Annotated in this window: 18 protein-coding genes and 1 tRNA gene; 11 read left to right on the forward strand and 8 right to left on the reverse strand. The window is 44.5% G+C overall.

Annotated elements, in window-relative coordinates:
* Nucleotides 1–238 precede the first annotated feature (238 nt).
* The 3 genes from D791_RS00565 to D791_RS00575 are packed head-to-tail and all read left to right on the forward strand — an operon-like array spanning nt 239 to nt 6,063.
* Nucleotides 239–2,320, forward strand: a complete 2,082-nt coding sequence (locus D791_RS00565) for a two-component system response regulator (RefSeq protein ID WP_051513804.1) — start codon at nt 239–241, stop codon at nt 2,318–2,320.
* A gap of 17 nt (nt 2,321–2,337) precedes the next feature.
* Complete coding sequence (locus D791_RS00570) at nt 2,338–3,495, forward strand: FIST signal transduction protein (protein WP_036506462.1); 1,158 nt, start codon at nt 2,338–2,340, stop codon at nt 3,493–3,495.
* A 27-nt stretch (nt 3,496–3,522) separates the two neighbouring features.
* Nucleotides 3,523–6,063, forward strand: a complete 2,541-nt coding sequence (locus D791_RS00575; RefSeq protein ID WP_051513807.1) for a response regulator — start codon at nt 3,523–3,525, stop codon at nt 6,061–6,063.
* Nucleotides 6,064–6,092: 29 nt separating this feature from the next.
* Here D791_RS00575 and D791_RS00580 read toward each other — a convergent pair whose 3' ends face one another.
* On the reverse strand, nt 6,093–6,821 hold the full coding sequence (locus D791_RS00580; RefSeq protein WP_337588573.1) for an acrylyl-CoA reductase family protein: 729 nt from the start codon (nt 6,819–6,821) through the stop codon (nt 6,093–6,095).
* Nucleotides 6,725–7,087 (reverse strand): alcohol dehydrogenase catalytic domain-containing protein, encoded by a 363-nt coding sequence (locus D791_RS20525; RefSeq protein ID WP_237748459.1) that lies wholly within the window; start codon nt 7,085–7,087, stop codon nt 6,725–6,727. Before D791_RS20525 ends, D791_RS00580 begins: the two co-directional genes overlap by 97 nt.
* A 272-nt stretch (nt 7,088–7,359) precedes the next feature.
* Here D791_RS20525 and D791_RS18680 point away from each other — a divergent pair, with 272 nt between their 5' ends.
* The gene (locus D791_RS18680; protein ID WP_051513810.1) at nt 7,360–10,221 is read left to right on the forward strand and encodes an EAL domain-containing protein; all 2,862 of its coding nucleotides are present in this window, start codon (nt 7,360–7,362) and stop codon (nt 10,219–10,221) included.
* Between the two features lie 8 nt (nt 10,222–10,229).
* On the opposite strand, the gene D791_RS00590 is transcribed toward D791_RS18680, so the two are convergent.
* On the reverse strand, nt 10,230–11,201 hold the full coding sequence (locus tag D791_RS00590; protein ID WP_036506465.1) for a calcium/sodium antiporter: 972 nt from the start codon (nt 11,199–11,201) through the stop codon (nt 10,230–10,232).
* A 256-nt stretch (nt 11,202–11,457) separates the two neighbouring features.
* Here D791_RS00590 and D791_RS00595 point away from each other — a divergent pair.
* Nucleotides 11,458–11,545 (forward strand) — tRNA-Ser (locus D791_RS00595).
* A 323-nt stretch (nt 11,546–11,868) separates the two neighbouring features.
* Here D791_RS00595 and D791_RS00600 read toward each other — a convergent pair.
* Both D791_RS00600 and D791_RS00605 read right to left on the reverse strand, forming a co-directional pair.
* A complete protein-coding gene (locus tag D791_RS00600; RefSeq protein WP_036506467.1) occupies nt 11,869–12,276 on the reverse strand; it encodes a type II toxin-antitoxin system HicB family antitoxin in 408 nt (135 codons plus the stop codon).
* Between the two features lie 65 nt (nt 12,277–12,341).
* Entirely contained in the window at nt 12,342–12,524 is a 183-nt protein-coding gene (locus D791_RS00605) for a type II toxin-antitoxin system HicA family toxin (protein ID WP_036506470.1), read from the reverse strand.
* Nucleotides 12,525–13,128: 604 nt separating this feature from the next.
* Here D791_RS00605 and D791_RS00610 point away from each other — a divergent pair.
* From D791_RS00610 to D791_RS20535, 4 genes are all read left to right on the forward strand, one after another.
* A complete protein-coding gene (locus D791_RS00610) occupies nt 13,129–13,308 on the forward strand; it encodes a MerR family transcriptional regulator (RefSeq protein ID WP_036506473.1) in 180 nt (59 codons plus the stop codon).
* Nucleotides 13,308–13,883: a MerR family transcriptional regulator gene (locus D791_RS00615; RefSeq protein ID WP_237748461.1), complete on the forward strand. Its 576-nt coding sequence runs from the start codon at nt 13,308–13,310 to the stop codon at nt 13,881–13,883. Before D791_RS00610 ends, D791_RS00615 begins: the two co-directional genes overlap by 1 nt.
* A 193-nt stretch (nt 13,884–14,076) precedes the next feature.
* Nucleotides 14,077–14,214, forward strand: a complete 138-nt coding sequence (locus tag D791_RS20530) for a hypothetical protein (protein ID WP_237748462.1) — start codon at nt 14,077–14,079, stop codon at nt 14,212–14,214.
* A 2-nt stretch (nt 14,215–14,216) separates the two neighbouring features.
* Complete coding sequence (locus D791_RS20535) at nt 14,217–14,717, forward strand: DODA-type extradiol aromatic ring-opening family dioxygenase (protein ID WP_237748463.1); 501 nt, start codon at nt 14,217–14,219, stop codon at nt 14,715–14,717.
* Between the two features lie 240 nt (nt 14,718–14,957).
* Here the strand turns inward: D791_RS20535 and D791_RS00625 are convergent, their stop codons facing one another.
* A complete protein-coding gene (locus D791_RS00625; RefSeq protein ID WP_036506475.1) occupies nt 14,958–15,509 on the reverse strand; it encodes a sugar O-acetyltransferase in 552 nt (183 codons plus the stop codon).
* A gap of 173 nt (nt 15,510–15,682) precedes the next feature.
* Between D791_RS00625 and D791_RS00630 the strand changes: the two genes are divergently transcribed.
* A complete protein-coding gene (locus D791_RS00630) occupies nt 15,683–16,528 on the forward strand; it encodes an SDR family oxidoreductase (protein WP_036506479.1) in 846 nt (281 codons plus the stop codon).
* Nucleotides 16,529–16,600: 72 nt separating this feature from the next.
* Nucleotides 16,601–17,965, forward strand: coding sequence for a hypothetical protein (locus D791_RS00635; protein ID WP_036506482.1), 1,365 nt, complete (start codon nt 16,601–16,603; stop codon nt 17,963–17,965).
* On the opposite strand, the gene D791_RS00640 is transcribed toward D791_RS00635, so the two are convergent.
* Together D791_RS00640 and D791_RS00645 are read right to left on the reverse strand one after the other, a co-directional pair.
* On the reverse strand, nt 17,966–19,366 hold the full coding sequence (locus D791_RS00640) for a sensor domain-containing diguanylate cyclase (protein WP_036506484.1): 1,401 nt from the start codon (nt 19,364–19,366) through the stop codon (nt 17,966–17,968). It abuts the gene before it with no gap.
* A gap of 148 nt (nt 19,367–19,514) precedes the next feature.
* Nucleotides 19,515–19,835: a high-potential iron-sulfur protein gene (locus tag D791_RS00645; protein WP_036506487.1), complete on the reverse strand. Its 321-nt coding sequence runs from the start codon at nt 19,833–19,835 to the stop codon at nt 19,515–19,517.
* Nucleotides 19,836–19,948: the final 113 nt, after the last annotated feature.

A 19,948-nucleotide genomic window follows, 5' to 3' on the forward strand; every position in this document is an offset into this window, starting at 1 on the left:
GCCACGGTGATGGCGATGAAAAATGGAAAATTTAGAAATTGTTAGAGATTCTTGCTTAATCTTTAGCTAATATTCATTAAAGAGTGCCCAGTATTCAATCAGAACTCGATGATCAATTGAATGCACAGACCGCGTTAGTGCCTTTGAGTGTTGGTTTTTATAGCCCCTTAAGTATGATCAAAGGAGAGTTGTGGATGATTTTTCAATGCCAGTAATTTGATCGGTGCAGCGAAACAATATGATTAAAACAACACCTACATTGCTTGTAGTAGAAGACTCTCGCCCAGTACGCTTACTTTTAACCCAAGGCTTAGGTCGATCAGGCTATCGTGTATTGGAGGCGGCAGACGGCCAAAAGGGCGTCGAGTTGTTTATTTCAGAGAAGCCGGATTTGGTTTTGATGGACGTCAACATGCCGATCATGGATGGGTTTGATGCATGCAGAAACATTCGCCAGCATGAAGAGGACACCGTTACCCCCATTTTAATGCTGACGGGCTCTGACGATCTTCATTCGATTCAGACGGCCTTTGAAGTAGGTGCTAATGACTTTATAACGAAACCCATTAATTTGCCATTGCTTGAGCAACGTATCCGTTATGCGCTTCGTGATGCAGACAGAGAGCAAGCGTTGCGTAAAGCGAAAGGATTGCAAGACAATGCGAGGGCGTTAGCCGGACTGGGTTTTTGGGAGTACAACCAAACGCTTGAGCAATATACTTGGTCGGAAGATGCCAGTGAAATATTGCATTGGGTTAAATTCTTGCCTGAAACCCTAGAATCGATGGGGCAGATCGTTCACCCAAATGACCGCAAGCGTCTTTTTGCGGTCTTCGAGGATACCTTGATCATGGGAGGTAAGTTTGATCTTGAAGTTCGTTCAGTCAACAATAAACAAGAATATTTGTTAAAAATTGTTGGTCAGAGAGACGGCGAACAAAAACGCTTAATTGGAGCCTTTCAGGATATCACCGCGCAGCGTCGCTTAGAGCAGCAAGCGAATTTTCTAAACTTCCATGATTCTGTAACGGGTTTGCCAAATCGAAAGCTATTCCAACGTGATTTAGAAGATGTCCTAACTCAACTTCATCATACAGATCTTAACTTTGCGATTATTGTTCTTGATGTGGCACGTTTTCATCAGATACACGATGCGTATGGCTCTGAAGTGTCCGATCAGTTACTCAGTTTAATGGCCAGTCAATTGAAAACAGCGATGCCAAGAGATGCGTTTTTGGCGCGATTGGACGGTGGCAGTTTCGCGTTGAAGCTGCCCTTAAATGCACAGTGGAATGAAGGCAAAATTTATTCGGCGATAGAGCGTTGGCTAAGTGTATTGGATCGATCTTGGGTGGTGGCGGATAAAGAGGTCTTTCTGAATTTTATTGCAGGTGTTAGCTTAGTGCCGCGCCATGGTGATGATGCCAGCCTTCTAATCCGTAAGGCGCATCGTGCGCACAGGGGTATTAAACCCTCCGGTAACATCAGTATTGGGATCTATGAGGGTGAGCAAGAAGATAGTTTGCAAAAGCGTTTAATGCTGGAAATGGCACTGCGCAAAGCAATTGAGCAAGAAGAGTTTTATTTGGTGTATCAGCCGCAGGTGAATTTGACCTCAGGGGATGTTGTTGGCGTGGAAGCGCTTATACGGTGGCGACGTCCTGATATTGGTGTCGTTCCCCCCGATCAATTTATTCCTGTTCTGGAAGAAATGGGACTTATACAGCAACTTGGCGATTGGATTGTTCAGCACGCCGCTAAGCAGCAAGTGGCATGGAAAAAGAAGGGAGTATCGTTAAGGATGGCCATAAATTTGTCACCTGTTCAATTCGAACAAATGGATTTGCCCGATAAAATTACGCGTCTTATTGCGGAAACAGGGGCTAAGTTTAGCGATATAGAGCTAGAAATAACGGAAAGCTTGGCTATGCACAGCCCAGAAACCACCATTCGGATGTTGAAGTCTTTACGTGAAGAAGGGTTTAAAATTGCCATTGATGATTTTGGTATTGGTTTCTCCTCTCTAGAATATTTACTGAGATTTCCGTTGGATACACTCAAAATAGATCGTGTCTTTATTAAAGATATTACCCGCGGACGTAGCGATTGTGCAATTGTAAGAGCCTTAACATCTCTGTGTCAGGGACTTGGCTTAACCACGATCGCAGAAGGTGTAGAAACACAGCGGCAGCGAGATTATTTGGATGCATTGGGTGCGACTGAAATACAAGGGTATTTAATTTCTAAGCCTTTGGAGTCGAATGAGCTCATTCAATTTATAGCTGATTTCAAAAAAAATCAAAATAACCAATCCATCTGAAGAGGTAGGGGGCGTGTATGAAGAGTTACTTTCAGCCGAGTGCGGATGTAAATCAGTTAAAAGATACGATTGATGGCTTGTTGATAGAAGATCCTTCTCTGCGCTCGTTTATGTTACTCGGTTGTGATGCCAATGCTTGGAATATCGATGATGTTAATTCTATTCTAAAATCGTCATCAGTCCCTGTTTTTGGTGGTGTTTTTCCTCAAATTATTTATAAACAATCCAATTACGAAACAGGATTTATTCTAGTTGGTTTTCATGATGTACCTGATTGGCAGGTGATTGAAGGATTAAGTCAACCAGAATCCGATGATATCAGTTTGCAGGTTGAAAATGTATCTGTTGAATGGGAAACGCTTTCCGGGGATGTGACGCTATTTTTAGTGGTTGATGGCTTGGCAAAATCAATCGCTAAATTGATTGAAAGTTTATTTTTTAATTTTGGTTTGGAGCATAACTTTATTGGTGGTGGTGCCGGCTCTTTGAGTTTTGAACAAAAGCCCTGTGTTATTACACCTGAAGGTATTAAAAAAGACTGTGCATTAATTGTTCGTTTGAAAGCATTAAGTGGTTTGGGTGTCTCGCATGGTTGGCAGCCAATTTCTGAGCCCATGAAAGTCACGCATTCAGAACAAAATCGTGTGATTTCATTGGATTGGAAACCTGCATTTGATGAGTATCGGAAAATCGTCGAGGCGCACAGTGGTTCCGCTTTTAATGATCAGAATTTTTTTGATATCGCTAAATCTTACCCTTTCGGAATCAGTAAGCTTGATGCGGAAATGGTGGTTAGGGATCCGTTAATGCTGAATGATGCTCAAGACATTGTGTGTGTGGGCGATGTGCCTCAGGATGCATTTGTTAAAGTGCTGACGGGCACAAAAGAGAGTTTAATCTCAGCTGCCCGTGAGGCGTCTAATAAGGCCAAAATAAGTTATGACCGAGTATCTGAAAAGCCACCGGCGTTAACATTGTTTATTGATTGTATATCGCGTGTACTGTTTCTTGAAAAAAGTATAGAGGATGAGCTCAATGTCATTTCTTCGGAAGGGGCTGTCGTAGGTGCTTTAACACTCGGTGAAATTGCGAATACCGGACAGGATTATTTAGAATTTTATAATAAGACAGCGGTCGTGTGTTTGATGTCTGAGAATTCCGATGTTGGCAAATGACGTTAAAAAAGCGAAAAGGGTCTGTTCGTGACAACCGCAGAAGAAATTGAACTTCTTTTTGAGATTTCGTTATCGATTGGCTCAAGTCTAGACTTAAAGCCAATGCTAAAAGAAACGCTCACTACGATGCTTAGAGTACTCAATGCCAGTGCTGTGCTTGTTGAGCAAGCGGTGCGCGTAGATGAAGGCCCATCGTGTCTTCTTGAATGGTCAAATTGTGTTTCCTATCCAAAACGTTTTTACCTAAGCTCTGAATGGCTATCGGTCTATCAAACATTGGACCTTCCTAAATATGCGAACAAATGCACTGAGTTTAAACACTATTGCCCTTTGCATGTTCAGAAGGGGTCACATCATATATACGTTTTTGCTTTGGAACAGTTTGGTTTGCTTGCGTTGCAAAAGAACGGGGCCGCTTTTTCTGAGAACATGTTAATGTCCTTAGATAAGCTCATGAGTAAACTCGCGTTATCGGCAAGAGCTTGCTTGTATGAAGCGGAGTTACGCAGTCAAATCGAAGCCGCCAAAAAGGCCAGTTTAGCCAAGAGTCACTTCTTAGCGAACATGAGCCATGAAATACGTACACCGATGAATGGTATATTAGGAATGCTTGATTTGGTCCTCGAAACGGACTTGTTGAAGGAGCAAAAAGAGCATTTAGGGCTTGCAAAAATGTCCGCTGTTCATTTACTTGATATCATCAACCATATACTGGATATCTCTAAAATTGAAGCAGGGAAATTGGATTTGCAACCCGAATCCGTCGATCTTGTTGAGTTGATTGGTCAGTCGGTTAAGTCAATGTTGGCAAGAGCGACAAGTCGAGGTGTGCATCTGAGTTATGATTTTGAGGAGTCCTTGCCAAGATTTGTTATGGTGGATGCCTCTCGTTTGCGTCAGATTTTAATTAATTTATTAGGGAATGCGATTAAGTTTACCGAACATGGGCACATCAAACTGGAAGTTCTTCCTCTAAACAAGCAGGATGATGATCGGCCTTGGTACGTGTTTAAAGTCACGGATTCGGGAATTGGCATACCGAAAGAGAAACTAGAGTCGATTTTTCACCCGTTTGAACAAGTGGATGCTGCGACGAATCGCAGGTATGAAGGGTCGGGCTTAGGTTTATCGATTTGTCGTCAGCTGGTTGAGTTGATGCATGGTAATATTTATGCTGAGAGTGAGCTAGGACAAGGCTCTGTTTTTAGTTTTGAAATTCCGCTGCTCTTAGCCGATGAGCCAGAAGGACTGCCTGACTTAGTCACTGACTTCAGCCAGCATCGTGTTTTACTTGTGGATGATGAACCCGTCAATATTCATGTTATCTCATCGATGTTAACGCTTTTAGGTGTTCCGTTTGAGGTGGCAAGATCGGGCCCTGAAGCATTATTTAGTGTTCAGCAAGCGCAACGAGACGCTAATCCATTCAGTTTGGTATTAATGGATGCCATTATGCCAGGGTATGACGGTTACACGACAGCTGAAAAAATTTTGTCCTTGCCAAACTCCGTGTCTACACGAGTGCTTATTTTAACATCATCTGCCATTGCAGGCGATGCGCTTCGGTGTCAAGCCTTAGGGATGTCGGGTTACTTAACAAAGCCCTTAACGTTGGTTGAATTAAAAGGAGCGTTACAAGAGCAGTTAGGCTACGTCAATATCCAAACACAATCCAATCTATTCGACTCTCATAATGGCCTACATGGGCTTCAAATATTGCTAGCAGAAGATAACTTAGTCAATCAACGCTTAGCGATTAAGTTGTTGGAGAAAAAAGGGGTTCTTGTGACACTCGCGACAAATGGTCGAGAGGCTTTTGAGTTATATCTATCGCAAAGCTTTAATTTAGTTTTAATGGATGTAATGATGCCGGAAATGGATGGTTTGGAGGCGACGTGCTTGATTCGTGAACATGAAACGAGAAACCATATTGCACACCCTATCCCAATTATCGCAATGACGGCAAATGCGATGCAAGGTGATCGTGAGCGCTGCTTTCGAGCGGGTATGCAGGGCTATGTTGCTAAACCCGTTAAACCGACGGAGCTGTATTCCGAGATTATGAGAGTACTAGCGTTTGAGCCAGATTCAGAGGGCCGTATTACATCAGCACCGAATCGAGGCGCTGATCGAATACTTGATGAATGGATTTCTAAGATTGACAATAAAGCGCTTGATCAAGAAATCTCGGGTGCCACAAAAATTGATGAACTATATGGGGGCTTAATGTCTGACGAAGTGCTTTACAACTGGGAACAAGCCGTTGAAATGATAGGTGGAGAGGATGAGCTTCTTAAGTCAGTTCTTGAAATGTTTCTGGAAGAAACACCTGAGTATATGAATGCTATTGAAGCGGCCATTCTTGCACAGGATATGGAGAGTTTGATTCGTTCGGCACATACCATGAAAGGGTTGCTATCGACATTCTGCGCGGATCCTGCAACGTCTGCAGCGCAGGCCTTGGAAAAGGCAGCTAAAAGTGGCAGTGGTCTCAATGAGGCATATGCAGACTTTCAGGCTGCCGTGGATCAGCTTATTCCACAATTACAGCAACGATTGAATGGTTAGCGCATCGGATTGCTTAGGTTGTTAAGGGTTTAGAGGTTTGGGTTCACCAGAATTCGACCTCTAACGACTCCGTTAATAATGGCGTGGGCGCTGAGTTCAAGCTCTTCAAGTCCTATGGTTTTGTGCAGTGTTTGCTCAAGGTTGGATGGAAGATTGGATGCTAGAGCCGTCCAGGCAGCAATGCGTGTTGGGGTCGGACAGTTAACAGAATCAATGCCTTGTAAACGTACATTTCGAAGAATAAATGGCATGACGGTTGTCGGGAGTGTATGGCTTGCGGCAAGCCCGCACGCGGCTAGGGTGGCTCCATACTGTGCTTCAGCCAGTATGCGAGCTAAAATATTTCCTCCAACGGTATCAATACCCCCCGCCCAGCGTTGTTTCTCTAGTGGCCTTGCGGGTTCTGACATTTCATCGCGTGAGATAATGTCTGTTGCGCCTAGAGAGCGAAGATAGGCCTCTTCTTCCAATCGGCCCGTGACGGCTGTGACGGAGTAACCTCGCTGTGCGAGTAAAGAGATTGCAATACTGCCGACACCGCCAGCCGCACCTGTTACGATGACAGGGCCTTGTTCAGGTAAGACGCCTCCATCTTCTAGCGCAGACACGCATAGCATGGCTGTTAATCCTGCTGTTCCTAGAAGCATTGCATCCCGAGCCGTCAAGGAAGAGGGAAGGGGAACCAACCAGTCAGATTTAACACGCTGGAATTGGCTGTAGCCCCCCAGTATTTTTCGCCAACTGCCCAACCTGTACAAATGACTGAGTCGCCATTCTTAAATCGATCCGATGAGGACTCAACCACACGGCCTACAAAATCAATTCCAGGCACCATGGGCCAGGTTAATACAATTTTGCCGGTGCCTGTGATGGCCAACCCATCTTTATAATTTAATCCAGAATAGTCAATGGCAACCAGCACATCCCCATCAGGCAAATCCTGCCGAGACAGCGTTTGAATACCACGACTCAGTCCCGCTTCAGTTGTGTCTAAGACGAATGCACGAAAGTGTTCTGATGACATAATCTGATTACCTCTATTGGATTGACATGTTCCATAGTTACAATAATTCAATGAGTTGTCTATGCCACTAAGGCACATATAACTGAAGAAAGTCCATGAAGAAATTAATGGATTATTGATACGATTCCTAATTGATGTTTCATACCTAAATAGGCTATAAAGGGGCTCATTTACGGGATTTGAAAAAATCGGAAGATTAATAGTATGAAAAATTAATGTCTATTAATGGTTTTAAATGCTTGTTTTACAGATGGTGATTTTAAGGCAGAAAGTTGAAAACATTACAGTATATCAGCTCATTATTTTTATTAGCGCTATGTTATTTTGCTGCTGCTCACCTTGTTAGTGATTCAGGCTTGCATTCTCAAATTATTCCCTTGTGGATTCCCGCAGGTGTTGGCCTTGCGGCTGTTATTCATTTCGGAACAAAGATGGTGCCTGGTGTTTTTTTGGGCTCATTTGCGTTCAATTCGACTCTTCAGAGTACATCCCTCGCCGATTACGACCTAAGTTACATAGCAACTGCCATTATTATTGCCTCGGGCGCAACACTGCAAACCCTACTGGGTGCTTTCTTGATTAAGCGTTTTGGCGCTCATCCGATTCAGCCTAGTAGCTATCGTGGCTTATTCAAGTTTATGTTGTGGGCAGGTTTTGTAACCTGCACGGTAAATGCGACGATTGGAACCAGTGCAATCTATTTCTTTGCTGATAGCTCAGGGAACTCAGGTTTCGTATTGGATTGGTTAAGCTGGTGGATGGGGGATACCTTTGGTTCAATTGTCGTAACACCACTATTGCTATGTCTATTGAGCTCTAGTCAGATTGATAACTTTCAGCGGCGTGTGTTTATTTTGGCTCAGTTAGCTGTGTTGGTCGCGTCTATTTTGATTTTGAATAAAATCTTCTTAAATCACCTAGACCAACAAGTGCGTCGCGGTTTTGAGCAAGATGTGAAAATCCTTGATGCACAACTGCAGGCAACGATCCAGCAAAACTTTGCTGATTTGGCAATGCTGGAGGGGGTTCTGACAGCCGGTCATCTCACTGAGCCTGAATTATTCAGAGAGCGGGTTTTGGATATCCAAACGAATAATGCTTCAGTGCTTGCGTATTCTTGGGACCCTATCATTCCTCAGCATCAGCGTACGGAGTTTGAACAGCTGACCGCCCATTTATTGAATCGCCCTGATTATCGGGTGCGGGGTGAGTCCTTGGGAGAGTCAGACCCACTCATCCCCGTCCAATTTGTAGAACCTTTGGAATCAAATACTGCCGCACTGGGTTTTAACTTATTATCCCTAGAAGATCGCCGCGAGTGGGTACTCAAGTCGCAAAAAACGGGCCGTCCTGTCGCCACGCAAATCATAAATCTTACTCAAGCGCCGAACGAACCGGGTTTACTGATTTTGCACCCTGTATATGTCTCTGTTGATGAGGCGTCATTTCTGACGAGGAATAAGCGCTTGGCAGGCTTTATGGCTGGTGTTTTTACTGTCGAGCGTATGTTTAACAGTACTCTAAAAGATGCGGGCGTCCAGCATATTCATTTCAAACTTTATGAGTTAGATGAAAAAATCCCTTTTTACCAAACTGCTCTTTCTCTACAAAATCCCCATGGTCTTACACGTGAGTTTACGTTAGAAATTGCGCAGAACCGCTGGAGGGTCGAAGCTGAAGCTGGCCCGGATTATATTGCGATGCACCCATTTAGTAATGCGAATCTAATGCAGTCTTTATTGGTTATTCTCGGGTGTATGGGGACCTTCTTGATTTTGCATATGAACGATCGGGAGCGACTGCTCATTCAACAGGTTCAACGTCAAACCGAGAGTCTTGCCCATCAAGCGCGACATGATGTATTAACGGGTTTACCTAATCGCTATCACTTACAAAACCGTGTTTCACAGCGTATTGCTGATGATCGAGAACAAGTGTTTAGTTTGCTCTTTATAGATTTGGATCGTTTTAAGGTCGTGAATGACAGCTTAGGTCATCAAGCTGGAGATCAATTACTGCAAGCCTTATCATCGCATCTCCAGTCGCATTTGGTCGGTGATTGTGAGCTTTTTCGAACAGGCGGGGATGAATTTATCTTGATTGTTGGGGGGGAGCTCAGTCGAGCGAAGCTGGAAGCCGAACGCTTTCTGGGTTTATGCACCTTACCTCATTCGATAGATGGCCATCATTTTCAGCTGACCGCAAGTATAGGTGTGAGTGTATTTCCGGAGCATGGCGCCGATTTAGATACGCTGATTAAGCATGCGGATACTGCGATGTATCGTGCTAAAGCTCAGGGTAAAAATTGCTATGAACTCTATAATCCCTTGCAAACAGAAGAAACACTGCATGCGTTTCAGATGGAGCAGGATTTGCGAGTTGCATTGATAGAGGATCAGTTTCTCTTACATTTCCAGCCACAGTTTAGCCTGAACAATCAATCTATTTGTGGTCTTGAGGTGTTGATTCGCTGGCAACATCCTGAAAAAGGTATGATGCCACCTGGTCAGTTTATACCTTTGGCAGAGGAAACCAATCTGATTATTCCATTGGGGTGGAGGGTGGTTGAAAAAACGTGCCAGCAGATATTGAGCTGGCAAGAGCAGGGGTTCATGGTACCTCCTGTTGCGGTGAACATCTCTCCAAAACAGTTGATGGAAGCGGATTTTTTACAGCACCTTAATGAGCTATTGGGTAAGTATGGTATCGCGCACGAACAAATTGAATTGGAAATTACAGAAAGCTTGATTTTACAAGATCCAGAGAATGCCATACAGCGACTGAACACTCTGCAAGCGGCGGGTTACCGTCTAGCATTAGACGATTTCGGGACGGGCTATTCGTCGTTAAGCCGTCTTAAACAAATTCCGCTTGATCGACTGAAGATTGATTATAGTTTTACCCGAGATATAGGTAAGGATCCCAAAGACGAGGCGATTATTTTAACGGTCATCGCGCTTGGGAAGAGCTTGAACATAGAAGTCTTAGCTGAAGGTGTGGAAACGCAAGAGCAGTATTTGTTTTTAAAGCATCACGGCTGCGACAGCGTGCAAGGGTATTTACTGGGATATCCCGTTGCTTCTGATGAGTTAACGCTTCCAGATGAGCTTGTTGCAACAAACGGAAGCGTATAAGAATTAAGTCAGACTACTTGAGTTAAGGTATAAACCAAGTACGTCAGGTAGGCAACAAACGTCAGCAGCATTGCCGCACCTTCGAATCGGTTGATGCGCCCTAAGTCTGGACCTTTGAAGCCATAGCCTGTGATTAAAAGTGAAAAGGTCAATAACGCCATGACGGGCCAATCACGTGTCAGTACTTCCGGGGCAACGTCAAGTGGTTGAATGACTCCGGCCAAGCCCACAACAGCTAAGGTGTTAAATAAGTTAGAACCAAGGACGTTGCCGAGCGCTAAATCATGTTCACCTTTCCGGATAGCAGCGAAGGCTGCGGCCAGTTCTGGAAGAGAAGTGCCAATCGCCACCACTGTCAACCCAATCACTAGATCACTAATACCTAATGAGCTGGCAATGTCAACGGCTCCCCAAACCAACAGACGAGAGCTAACAATCAGTAGCAACAACCCGATTGCTAGCCACATGCAGGCTTTTCCTAATGTCATCTCCGGAATTTCATCATTCAACTCGCCAGTGTTGTTTGCTTTTTGCTTGAGTCCTTGCAAAATGGTCCATGCCATTACCCCAGCGAATACAACGAGCATAATCGTTGCGTCGAGCCGGGATATTTGACCATTCAGAAGTAGAGCTCCGGATAAAAGAGTGACACCTATTAAGATTGGAATTTCTTTTTTTAGAACGACCGATTTCACGGCAATTGGGCTGATGAGGGCAGTTAAACCCAGTATCAAGCCAATATTGGCGATGTTAGATCCATAACCATTTCCTAGCGCAAGCCCCGGGTTTCCTTGAGCTGCAGCAATGGCTGAGATGAAAAGCTCAGGTGCCGAGGTACCAAAGCCTATGATGACCATGCCGATTAGCAGAGTGGACATGCCTGCATAACGAGCCGTAGCGGCTGCACCGTCGACAAAACGATCGGCACTCCAAACCAATAAAACTAGACCGCCGATAACAGCGCCTAAAGCGAGTAACATGGAGAGAACCCCTAAATAGTTGGAATTGCGAGGCGCTATCTTAACGTGTTGTTGTTAGGCTTCAAAGTGGCTTGAGGGTTATGTTTAAAGAGGCAGGGCCTAATTTTGGCTCACTTGATTGTTTAAATGAAATTTGATGGATAATTCCCTTGTGCTTTATTTTCAATCTGATAGAATTTGCGACCTCAAAACGCAGATGTCTGTAAGTGGGTCTTAAGTCCACGCAACCGCATATTAAGCGTTTTGTTTTGCAAAAGGTCAGGTGTCCGAGTGGCCGAAGGAGCACGCCTGGAAAGTGTGTATACGGAAACGTATCGAGGGTTCGAATCCCTCCCTGACCGCCAGCAAAAAATTCTTTTCTATCATGCTGTGAATATCAGCATCGTCTTATTTTATCGAAACCAATAATACCCTTTAAAAATTACCTACTGTTTATAGGGTTTAGCCTTGGTAAGTTATTTTCATTTCCATCACTACCAATTGGCCGAGCACGTTATGACAAATCAGCAAAGGCTGGACATTCGATGTACAAATCTGTGGAAGTGCCATAAAGCATAAAAAAGTAAAATGTAGGGTTTACGAGTTCAGTGGCAAAACGCTCGATAATAAAAATCCTAAATAAAGAGGCCCCCATTCATTTGACATTCTAATTATTGTGGGCTTTTTATTACCGTGCTACAGATAGTAGCCTTAGTGCAGCTTCAGATAAGAACTGAGATCGGCTTTTAAACAACTTATTTTCACTCACTACTTTGTCTATTCTAGTTACAAGTAAGTGGGGCAGTGTAATATTGAGCCGGTCTACTTGGCCCATATATTTGGTTAAATCAACATCGATTATAAACCATACACCCCCACTGTACTCCTCCTTATGGGTAAGCTCGTCCAGTCGACTGGCATGGGGAATGTCCTCCCCGTCCTCGACCATGCTTTCCAGCTGTAGGTCGATAGCTTCGGCTACATTACCGATAGCTTCCTCCAAAGTATCTCCTGCTGAAAAACAACCTGGGAGATCCGGCACAGTCACACCGTATGCGCTATCTCCCTCTTGATGAATCACCACGGGATACAGCATTTTCTTCACCTTATTTAGTCATTGATTGCCTTCGGACTTACTTTCCGGCCTTGAAGGCTACCGGACTATTTAAGCCCGGCTTGCTTCAAGATATTGGCAACAGTTTTGGATGGTAGATCTTTTTTAGGGTGAGGCAATGTTACCTTGCCTGCTTTTAAGGGGTGCTTCAACTGGTGATGCGAACCCTTTACCTTGTGTATGTACCACCCATCGTTTTCTAGCATCTTCAGTAGATCACGACTGTTCATCAGTCTGTCCTCTGTAGATGCACTAAGTGAAAAATACACATGGTACACACTCTTGTCAATAATTTATGTGTATGGTGTGTAGTCAGCGGTATGTTGAATACCAATATTGTTATCTACGTAATCAAGCGACGACCAGTTGAAGTTTTGGCTGTATTTAACCGCCATGCCGGACAGATGTGTATCAGCTCAAGCACTCTGGCCGAGCTCATGAAGTTACTATGTGTAATGAGTTGATAGTGTCAATGCTACCCTATACATGTTTCTGCTCTAGCCTCATATACAAGAACCCACGTATTTTGAACAAGCCAGCTTCAGCTAGGCGTGATGGCAGGTGCTTAAAATTGTCCCAGCTGCACTATTTAAAAGAGCTTAATTGTATTTTATTAAAATCTCAAACTGTGAGAAATGTTGGGGGTGTGCTGCATATATCCTAGACACCGAATAGGCAACGCTTGTGGACCATAATTGAGCGATGTTATACGGTTGTAGAATTGTAATGTCAGCAATGAAAACATTAAGCCCTTGACCTGTCTACCACTTGATACTTCAAAGTGAGTTTCTGGTGGTGTGGTGCTGCCAGATATTGAGCTTAGGAGGTTTTCAAATGAACGTTGATCAATGGGTAGAAGTATTCCGCGAAACAGGGCTGGATGAAGAAATGATGCATCGGTGGCATCGTGAGTTTGAGCATCGCTATCCGAAGGAGCATGAGTCTTTCTTGAAGTGGCTCAATTTGTCATCCGACGCTATCCTAGCGATCAGGAAAGAGTCGCAAGGTCATTAATGAACCGGGAATCCCAGTGGATAGGCGCTGGGATTCCCTTTCAAGGAAGTATTGCCATGTACACAGTAGGGCAACTCGCCAAAATGTTTGGTCTTTCGCGTAGCACGCTTCTTTATTACGATGAGGTAGGAATTCTTTCGCCATCAGCACGCAGTGTATCCAACTACCGTCTCTATTCAGATGACGATGTTCTAAGAATGGAAAGAATAAAAATCTACCGTGAAGCCGGGCTTTCTTTGGAGGCCATCGGTGGATTGTTGTGTGAGGATGGCGATGCGGTTCCTGCGGTACTGGAGCGCCATCTCCAAGAATTGAGTTGTGAAATTGCAAAGCTGCGACATCAACAACATCTTATAGGCGATCTGTTAGGTAACGCAGAGTTATTGCGAGGAAGCCGCTCATTAACAAAGGAGCAATGGGTGTCATTGCTAGCCTCGACAGGAATGACCGACGATGGAATGAGTCAGTGGCATGCAGAGTTTGAAAAGAGCTTCCCTGAGGCACACCAAGACTTTCTTGAATCCTTGGGGATCGCGGATGAGGAAATTGTTCGGATCCGCAAGCTTTCTTTTTAGTTTTTGTGCACTGAATAGGGTAGTCACTGGGTTCAGGATGACAAGGTTCAATCATGCCTTTCCACGTGAAGGCTATATACTGAGTTGCTAATGTTTTTTTGTGGGCTACCTGCATAACGCATAGATTACAATATATCATAGCTTACAGTTATTACTAAGATCATCAACGAGTATGTTTGATTGGGAGCCGGCCATGACATGCAGCACACAGGTTTTGTATATTTCCCATGGCGGAGGGCCTTTACCTTTGCTGGGCGATGCCAGTCATCAGGCGATGATTGATAGCTTAAAAGACCTGGCTCAACGTATAAAACGGCCTAAAGCATCTTAGTGGTGAGTGCGCATTGGGAGGCGGCAACTCCAACCTTGACATCATCAGAGCATCCATCATTACTCTACGATTATTATGGGTTTCCTGAAGAAGCTTACCATATACAGTACCCCTGTCCCGGGGCCAATGATTTGGCTGTACAGATACAAAGCACATTGGCCGACGCTCAGATTCATGTTGAACTAGACAGTCGCCGTGGCTTGGACCATGGTGTGTTTGTGCCTTTAAAAATCATGTACCCTGAGGCTGACATTCCTTGCTTGCAGTTGTCATTGCTGAAAGGGCTGGATGCAAAACAGCACATTGAATTGGGTCGGGCATTAACGTCACTGGAGATTGACGATTTGTTGATCTTAGGCTCAGGATTTTCATTTCACAATATGAGTGCTTTTTTTGCTCAGGAGACGGCTGACATTAAAATGAGAAATGAGGCATTCCAAGCTTGGTTGATTGACACCTGTGCGAATAGGGCGTTGGCGGAAGCGATCGAGAGCAGCGGCTGATTGAATGGGATAAAGCCCCTCACGCACGTTTTTGTCATCCGAGAGAGGAGCATTTATTGCCTTTGCATGTATGCTACGGAGCAGCTGGACGCCCTTGTGAGGACGTCATTGAGGTTAGAATCCTAAATAAAAAAGCCAGTTTCTATCTGTTTTAGATCTACGCATCGATTAAGTGTCTTTAGTTTGTGCGCTTGCCATCAAAGCTCTTTTTATTAGGATTGTTTAGGACGGAAAGAAGGCTCAACAGGTTCGAATAACGCGTGCTGGATTGCCTGCCAGCACGACATTATCGCCAAAGCTCTTGGTGACGACCGCTCCAGAGGCCACCACCACATTGTCACCTAAATGCACACCTGGATTGAGGGTTGCATGCCCTCCGATCCAGCAATTATGGCCAATATGAATCGGTTTGGCGTACTCGATTCCCTGTGCTCTTTCGGTTGGATCAATCGGATGAGTGGCCGTGTAAATACCAACTTGAGGGGCAATCAGGCAATTATCGCCAATGCGCACCTCAGCCACATCAAGAATGACACAACCAAAATTGGCGTAAAAGTTCTCACCCACGTGAATATTGATTCCATAATCGCAGTTAAAGGACGACTCAATATAGACGTTTTTCCCTGTTGAACCGAACAAAGACTTTAAGATTGCCGTGCGTTGCTTTCGATGTGCCATACTGGTTTGATTTAGCCTTTCGGTCTTCAAACGCGCTTCAAGTCGAAGCGCCACCAATTCTGAATCAAAGGGGTTAAAGTGCAAACCGGCGAGCATTTTTTCTTTTTCGGTCATGGGGTAGGGCTTCTCATTCTCTTTTTAACGTTCGAGCGTTAGGGTTGGTGGTATGAAGTGTAATCTTTGATTAGGATGTGAGTTAACGCAGACGTATGTCGGTTGATCATCACATGGAGATTAACAGATAGCGTACAGGTCATGCGAGATCTTTATCACGTTCAGGAGACAGTGTGAAAAAATCCATATTAATAACGGGTTGTTCAACAGGAATCGGCCTTTATTGCGCGTTGAAATTAAACGCGTCCGGCTACCAAGTCATTGCAACGGCACGTAAAGAAGAAGATGTTCAAGCCCTTCAAGCGCAAGGATTAGAGTCCTTTGTTCTGGATTTGGCCTCGTCAGAATCTATTCATGCAGGTGTTGAACGAACATTGGCGCTCACAAATGGACGTTTGGACGCCTTGTTTAACAATGGTGCATACGGTCAGCCTGGCGCGGTAGAGGATTTGAGTCGAGATGTTTTAAGAGCTCAATTTGAAACGAACCTCTTTGGTTGGGTTGAATTAACAAATGCAATCATTCCGATTATGCGCCAGCAAAAGCAGGGACGCATTGTCATGAATTCATCGGTACTAGGATTGGTCGCCATGAAGTACCGTGGTGCTTACAATGCGTCGAAGTTTGCACTGGAGGGCATTACAGACACCTATCGATTGGAGTTAAGTGGCAGCGGTATCGGCGTGTCTTTGATTGAACCGGGTCCAATTGTCAGTGATTTTCGCAAGAATGCCTTACGTGCATTTCAAGCGAACATCGACATAGAGTCGAGCGTTCATACAAAAGTGTATAAAAGTGTCTTGTCACGCCTTGCGTCCACAGATGAAGACTCAACTCCTTTTACATTAACGCCCGAAGCTGTCTATCATGTATTGCTTCACGCATTGGAAAGTGAGCGCCCACGCCCACGGTATTATGTGACGAAAGCCACCTACCTATTGGGTTATTTAAAACGTATTTTACCGACGCGTTGGATGGATACTGTATTAAAAGAAGCATCCAAAAAAGAAAACCGTTAGCCGGTTAAGCAACGGAAGCTCGCATCTTAAGGTTATAATTTTAACAATGATTCGGGGCGATGGGTTAGGATTGTGTCGGTTAAGATTAATACGCAAAATACAGATCGTACATCCCCATCAGACAGTCGCTATGCGTTTATTCGACTTAGGGTAACAGGTGTTCGTCCTACGACTGATCGTATTCGAGGCATTGATCTGGTATTGAAGGACGGCGATCAGGTCGTTTCAGAATGGTCGGTAGAGATTCCAGTGCCTAATTTGGCGCCCGCAGAGGCGAATCCGGCCTTTGCTAAAATCGCCAGTCAGCTGCTTGTTAGGTTGACTGGGCGTGTTTTGGTTGGACGTAATATGCGGTTTGTCTCTGCCATGCTACGCAATGAGTTAAAGCGAATTGGCAGTGATCAACGCTTTAAGGTGATTTGTCTTTCGCGTTTGATAAATGTTTTTTCTCTGAGGAAAGAAGGACATCTACGCGCATCTCAACTGACAGCCCAAGATTTACTCATGGAACTAGAGTGGATTAAAAAAGAGGTGGGTCATGATCGATTCGAGGAGGCGCTAGTCGAGCAACTGCGCTACCAATCCTTGCCGCCAAATATAGCCTTACAGGATATTCAGCGGTTGCCAGATAGCCCAGGCGTGTATTACTTTTATGGCGATCAACGCCGTTTATTGTACGTGGGTAAAAGCATTCAAATCCGTACACGAGTTTTATCTCATTTTTCCGATGACCATCGAGAAAATCGAGAGATGGAGATGTCACGGCAAGTGTGTTCGATTGAGTTTACTGAGTGTGCAGGAGAGCTTAGTGCTCTTTTACTTGAAGCTCAACACGTAAAGCAACTGCGTCCTTTGTATAATCGTCGTTTGAGACGTCTGAATCAGTTGTACAGTGTATGTTGGACCGGTGAGCCTTCTCATGCACCTGAAACTGTCATACTGTCAACAGATCAGCCCTTGAAGTCTGAGCATTTGTTTGGTCTGTTTCGCAACCGGATTAACGCCGAGCAGGCGTTACGTAAGCTGTCTGACAAGTATGCGCTTTGTTTAAAAGTACTGGGCCTGGAACGAGGAAAAGGCAGTTGTTTTGGTTATCAGCTGGGGCGTTGCCATGGAGCCTGCATTAATCAGGAAACACGGGTAGCTCATGCGCAGCGCCTTCGTGTTGCATTGGAAAGGTTAAAAGTCCAAGCTTGGCCTTTTCCAGATACAGTTGTTCTGACAGAGACAAATGTAAAAAATGGCCGCTCTCAGTCTCATCTCATTCAACAATGGTGCTATTTGGGTGACGTCTCGCAGCCCAGTTCTTTGGAGTCGATCGTATTTGATCTGGATATTTATCGATTACTAAACCAGTATTTAAAAGGTCAAACCGTCTTTTCAAGATGGGAGAAAAAGGGTTTTCAATACCATCTAACGTTATCCAATTCCAAGTAATCACGAACGTCCATGACTGCTATCGCTATACCAATAAATATCTGTTTTTCCTTCGCGTTTGGCTGTATACATGGCTTTATCACCTGCAGAGATAAGCTCTTGAAAGCTCTGCCCATCCTGTGGATAGAGGGCTATACCAATGCTGACACCCACGTAATGTTTATAGCCCTCAATCTCTATAGGCTCGCGCAGGCTTTCAATGATTTTTTCAGCCACACACTGCACCCCAGAGCGTTCTTTGATGTCCTCTAACAATAAAATGAACTCATCTCCACCAATTCGCATAACGGCATCCGAGCCACGGGTGGCTTGACGAAAGCGATTGGCGACTTCTTTTAACACCACGTCACCGACTTGGTGGCCAAATTCGTCATTCACTTGTTTAAATTTATTTAAATCCATAAATAACAACGCAACTTGATACTTCTTGCGCTGAGCACGAGCTATGGCCGAACGATAGAGTTCTTGAAACATTGAGCGATTCGGCAGCCCCGTAAGACCGTCATGTTGAGCAAGATTCTGATAGCGTTGCTGCGAGTGATGAAGTTTTTCGGTTGTCGCAATCAGTTGAAAGGTTAGAAACCCTGTGATCAGTCCAAACACGAGTCCGGCTATTTTGGCGCCCAATACAAGGTTGCTGGCAGAGTGACCATAAGGTACTTTAGGCACAGCGGCTATATCCCAAGAGCCATTTAAAATACTCACTTGTGTAATAAAGACTTCAGGCTCCGAAAAAAGACCGGCTTGACCATAAAAGACTTTGGATGGATCTGCCGTGGATCGCAGACTGACCCAGAGGTCTAAGTTAGGGTCGTTTAGTCCTGCCTTTTCAATGAGTTCACTAAAATCAATCGGGGTGCTCATTAATCCCCAGTATCGCTTTTCTGAACCCTCTTTAATATAAATCGGGACTCGATGTATAACAGCAACGCCGCCTTGCGCTAACTCAAAAGGACCGGCAAGAATGGGTTGCTGGGTTTCAAGTATAGTACGTGTGGCGGCGCCTTGGAGGGGATGGTTTAAAAGGTCTAAGCCTAATGCCGCTTCATTATTTTCTAGAGGGAATACGTACTGAATAATGTTTTGGGGAGCAAGAGTGATATTACGAATGAGAGGATTGTCGATGAGTAGCTCATTGGATAGGTTTTCAAATAAGGATGGCTCTATACTACCCGTGACGCGAATGTGCGCAATTAGCCCCATCGTCAAATTGGTCGCACCATTGAGTGAGCCTTCAATTTTGGCACGTATCTCGGCTAAGCGCTCGATATGAGTGGCTCTTTCTTGTTCAATGGCCGTGTTCTTGTATAAGTTTGACATGGAGAAGAATAAAACGATCACAATGACACCGACAAGGATAGGCGCAAAAAACTTATAAAGTGTCAAATGTTTTATATTCATCGAATACCCTTCGAGTATGAGGGTGGTCTGCACGGATTGACATTGGAATTAGTATAATGAATTGTCGGCGGTAGAACAGTGGGGATTTACAAATAACCCCGAATAAACGGGGTTATTAGGCATCAATATTGAATATTGACTGGGTGGATTAACTACCTGGGCGTTGTACCCAAGATTGACACCAGCCTTTGGCTTCCACAGAGAAACCTTGGAACAAGGTACAGCCTTCAGTATCGGGTTGCCAGAACATGCAGTTATCGCAATAGCTGCCTTCTTTAAAGGCAGGGTGGCTAGACGCATCAGCGGCCACTTTTTTGTAGTTAAGTGCTTTAGCATTCGGTGCATCTTCGCTCAGAGGCGGTAAGCTAGCTGCAAACGACTTAGACGTTAAAACGCCCATGCCAAGTGGTAGAGCGGCAAGACCAAACATGCCTTTTTTCAGGAAACCACGGCGAGTTGAATTAGCCATTTTTAAATCCTTATTTCATTGACGGTTGAACCCGTGCCCGATTCTGCGATCAGGTCGAGGGTCTTGGAGTTGTTGGATATATTAGAACTTTATTTTATTAAAGCTGCAATGAT

Origin of the sequence: Nitrincola nitratireducens (assembly GCF_000585235.1) — a bacterium.
Lineage (GTDB): Bacteria > Pseudomonadota > Gammaproteobacteria > Pseudomonadales > Balneatricaceae > Nitrincola > Nitrincola alkalisediminis.

Bases quoted from the DNA above. Each gene is read 5' to 3' on its own strand.
- D791_RS00565 (WP_051513804.1), top strand. From the start codon at position 239: ATGATTAAAACAACACCTACATTGCTTGTAGTAGAAGACTCTCGCCCA.
- D791_RS00570 (WP_036506462.1), top strand. From the start codon at position 2,338: ATGAAGAGTTACTTTCAGCCGAGTGCGGATGTAAATCAGTTAAAAGAT.
- D791_RS20525 (WP_237748459.1), bottom strand. From the start codon at position 7,087: ATGTCATCAGAACACTTTCGTGCATTCGTCTTAGACACAACTGAAGCG.
- D791_RS00590 (WP_036506465.1), bottom strand. From the start codon at position 11,201: ATGTTACTCGCTTTAGGCGCTGTTATCGGCGGTCTAGTTTTATTGGTT.
- D791_RS00600 (WP_036506467.1), bottom strand. From the start codon at position 12,276: ATGCTGTATCCCGTGGTGATTCATCAAGAGGGAGATAGCGCATACGGT.
- D791_RS00605 (WP_036506470.1), bottom strand. From the start codon at position 12,524: ATGAACAGTCGTGATCTACTGAAGATGCTAGAAAACGATGGGTGGTAC.
- D791_RS00610 (WP_036506473.1), top strand. From the start codon at position 13,129: ATGAACGTTGATCAATGGGTAGAAGTATTCCGCGAAACAGGGCTGGAT.
- D791_RS00615 (WP_237748461.1), top strand. From the start codon at position 13,308: ATGAACCGGGAATCCCAGTGGATAGGCGCTGGGATTCCCTTTCAAGGA.
- D791_RS20530 (WP_237748462.1), top strand. From the start codon at position 14,077: ATGACATGCAGCACACAGGTTTTGTATATTTCCCATGGCGGAGGGCCT.
- D791_RS00625 (WP_036506475.1), bottom strand. From the start codon at position 15,509: ATGACCGAAAAAGAAAAAATGCTCGCCGGTTTGCACTTTAACCCCTTT.
- D791_RS00640 (WP_036506484.1), bottom strand. From the start codon at position 19,366: ATGAATATAAAACATTTGACACTTTATAAGTTTTTTGCGCCTATCCTT.
- D791_RS00645 (WP_036506487.1), bottom strand. From the start codon at position 19,835: ATGGCTAATTCAACTCGCCGTGGTTTCCTGAAAAAAGGCATGTTTGGT.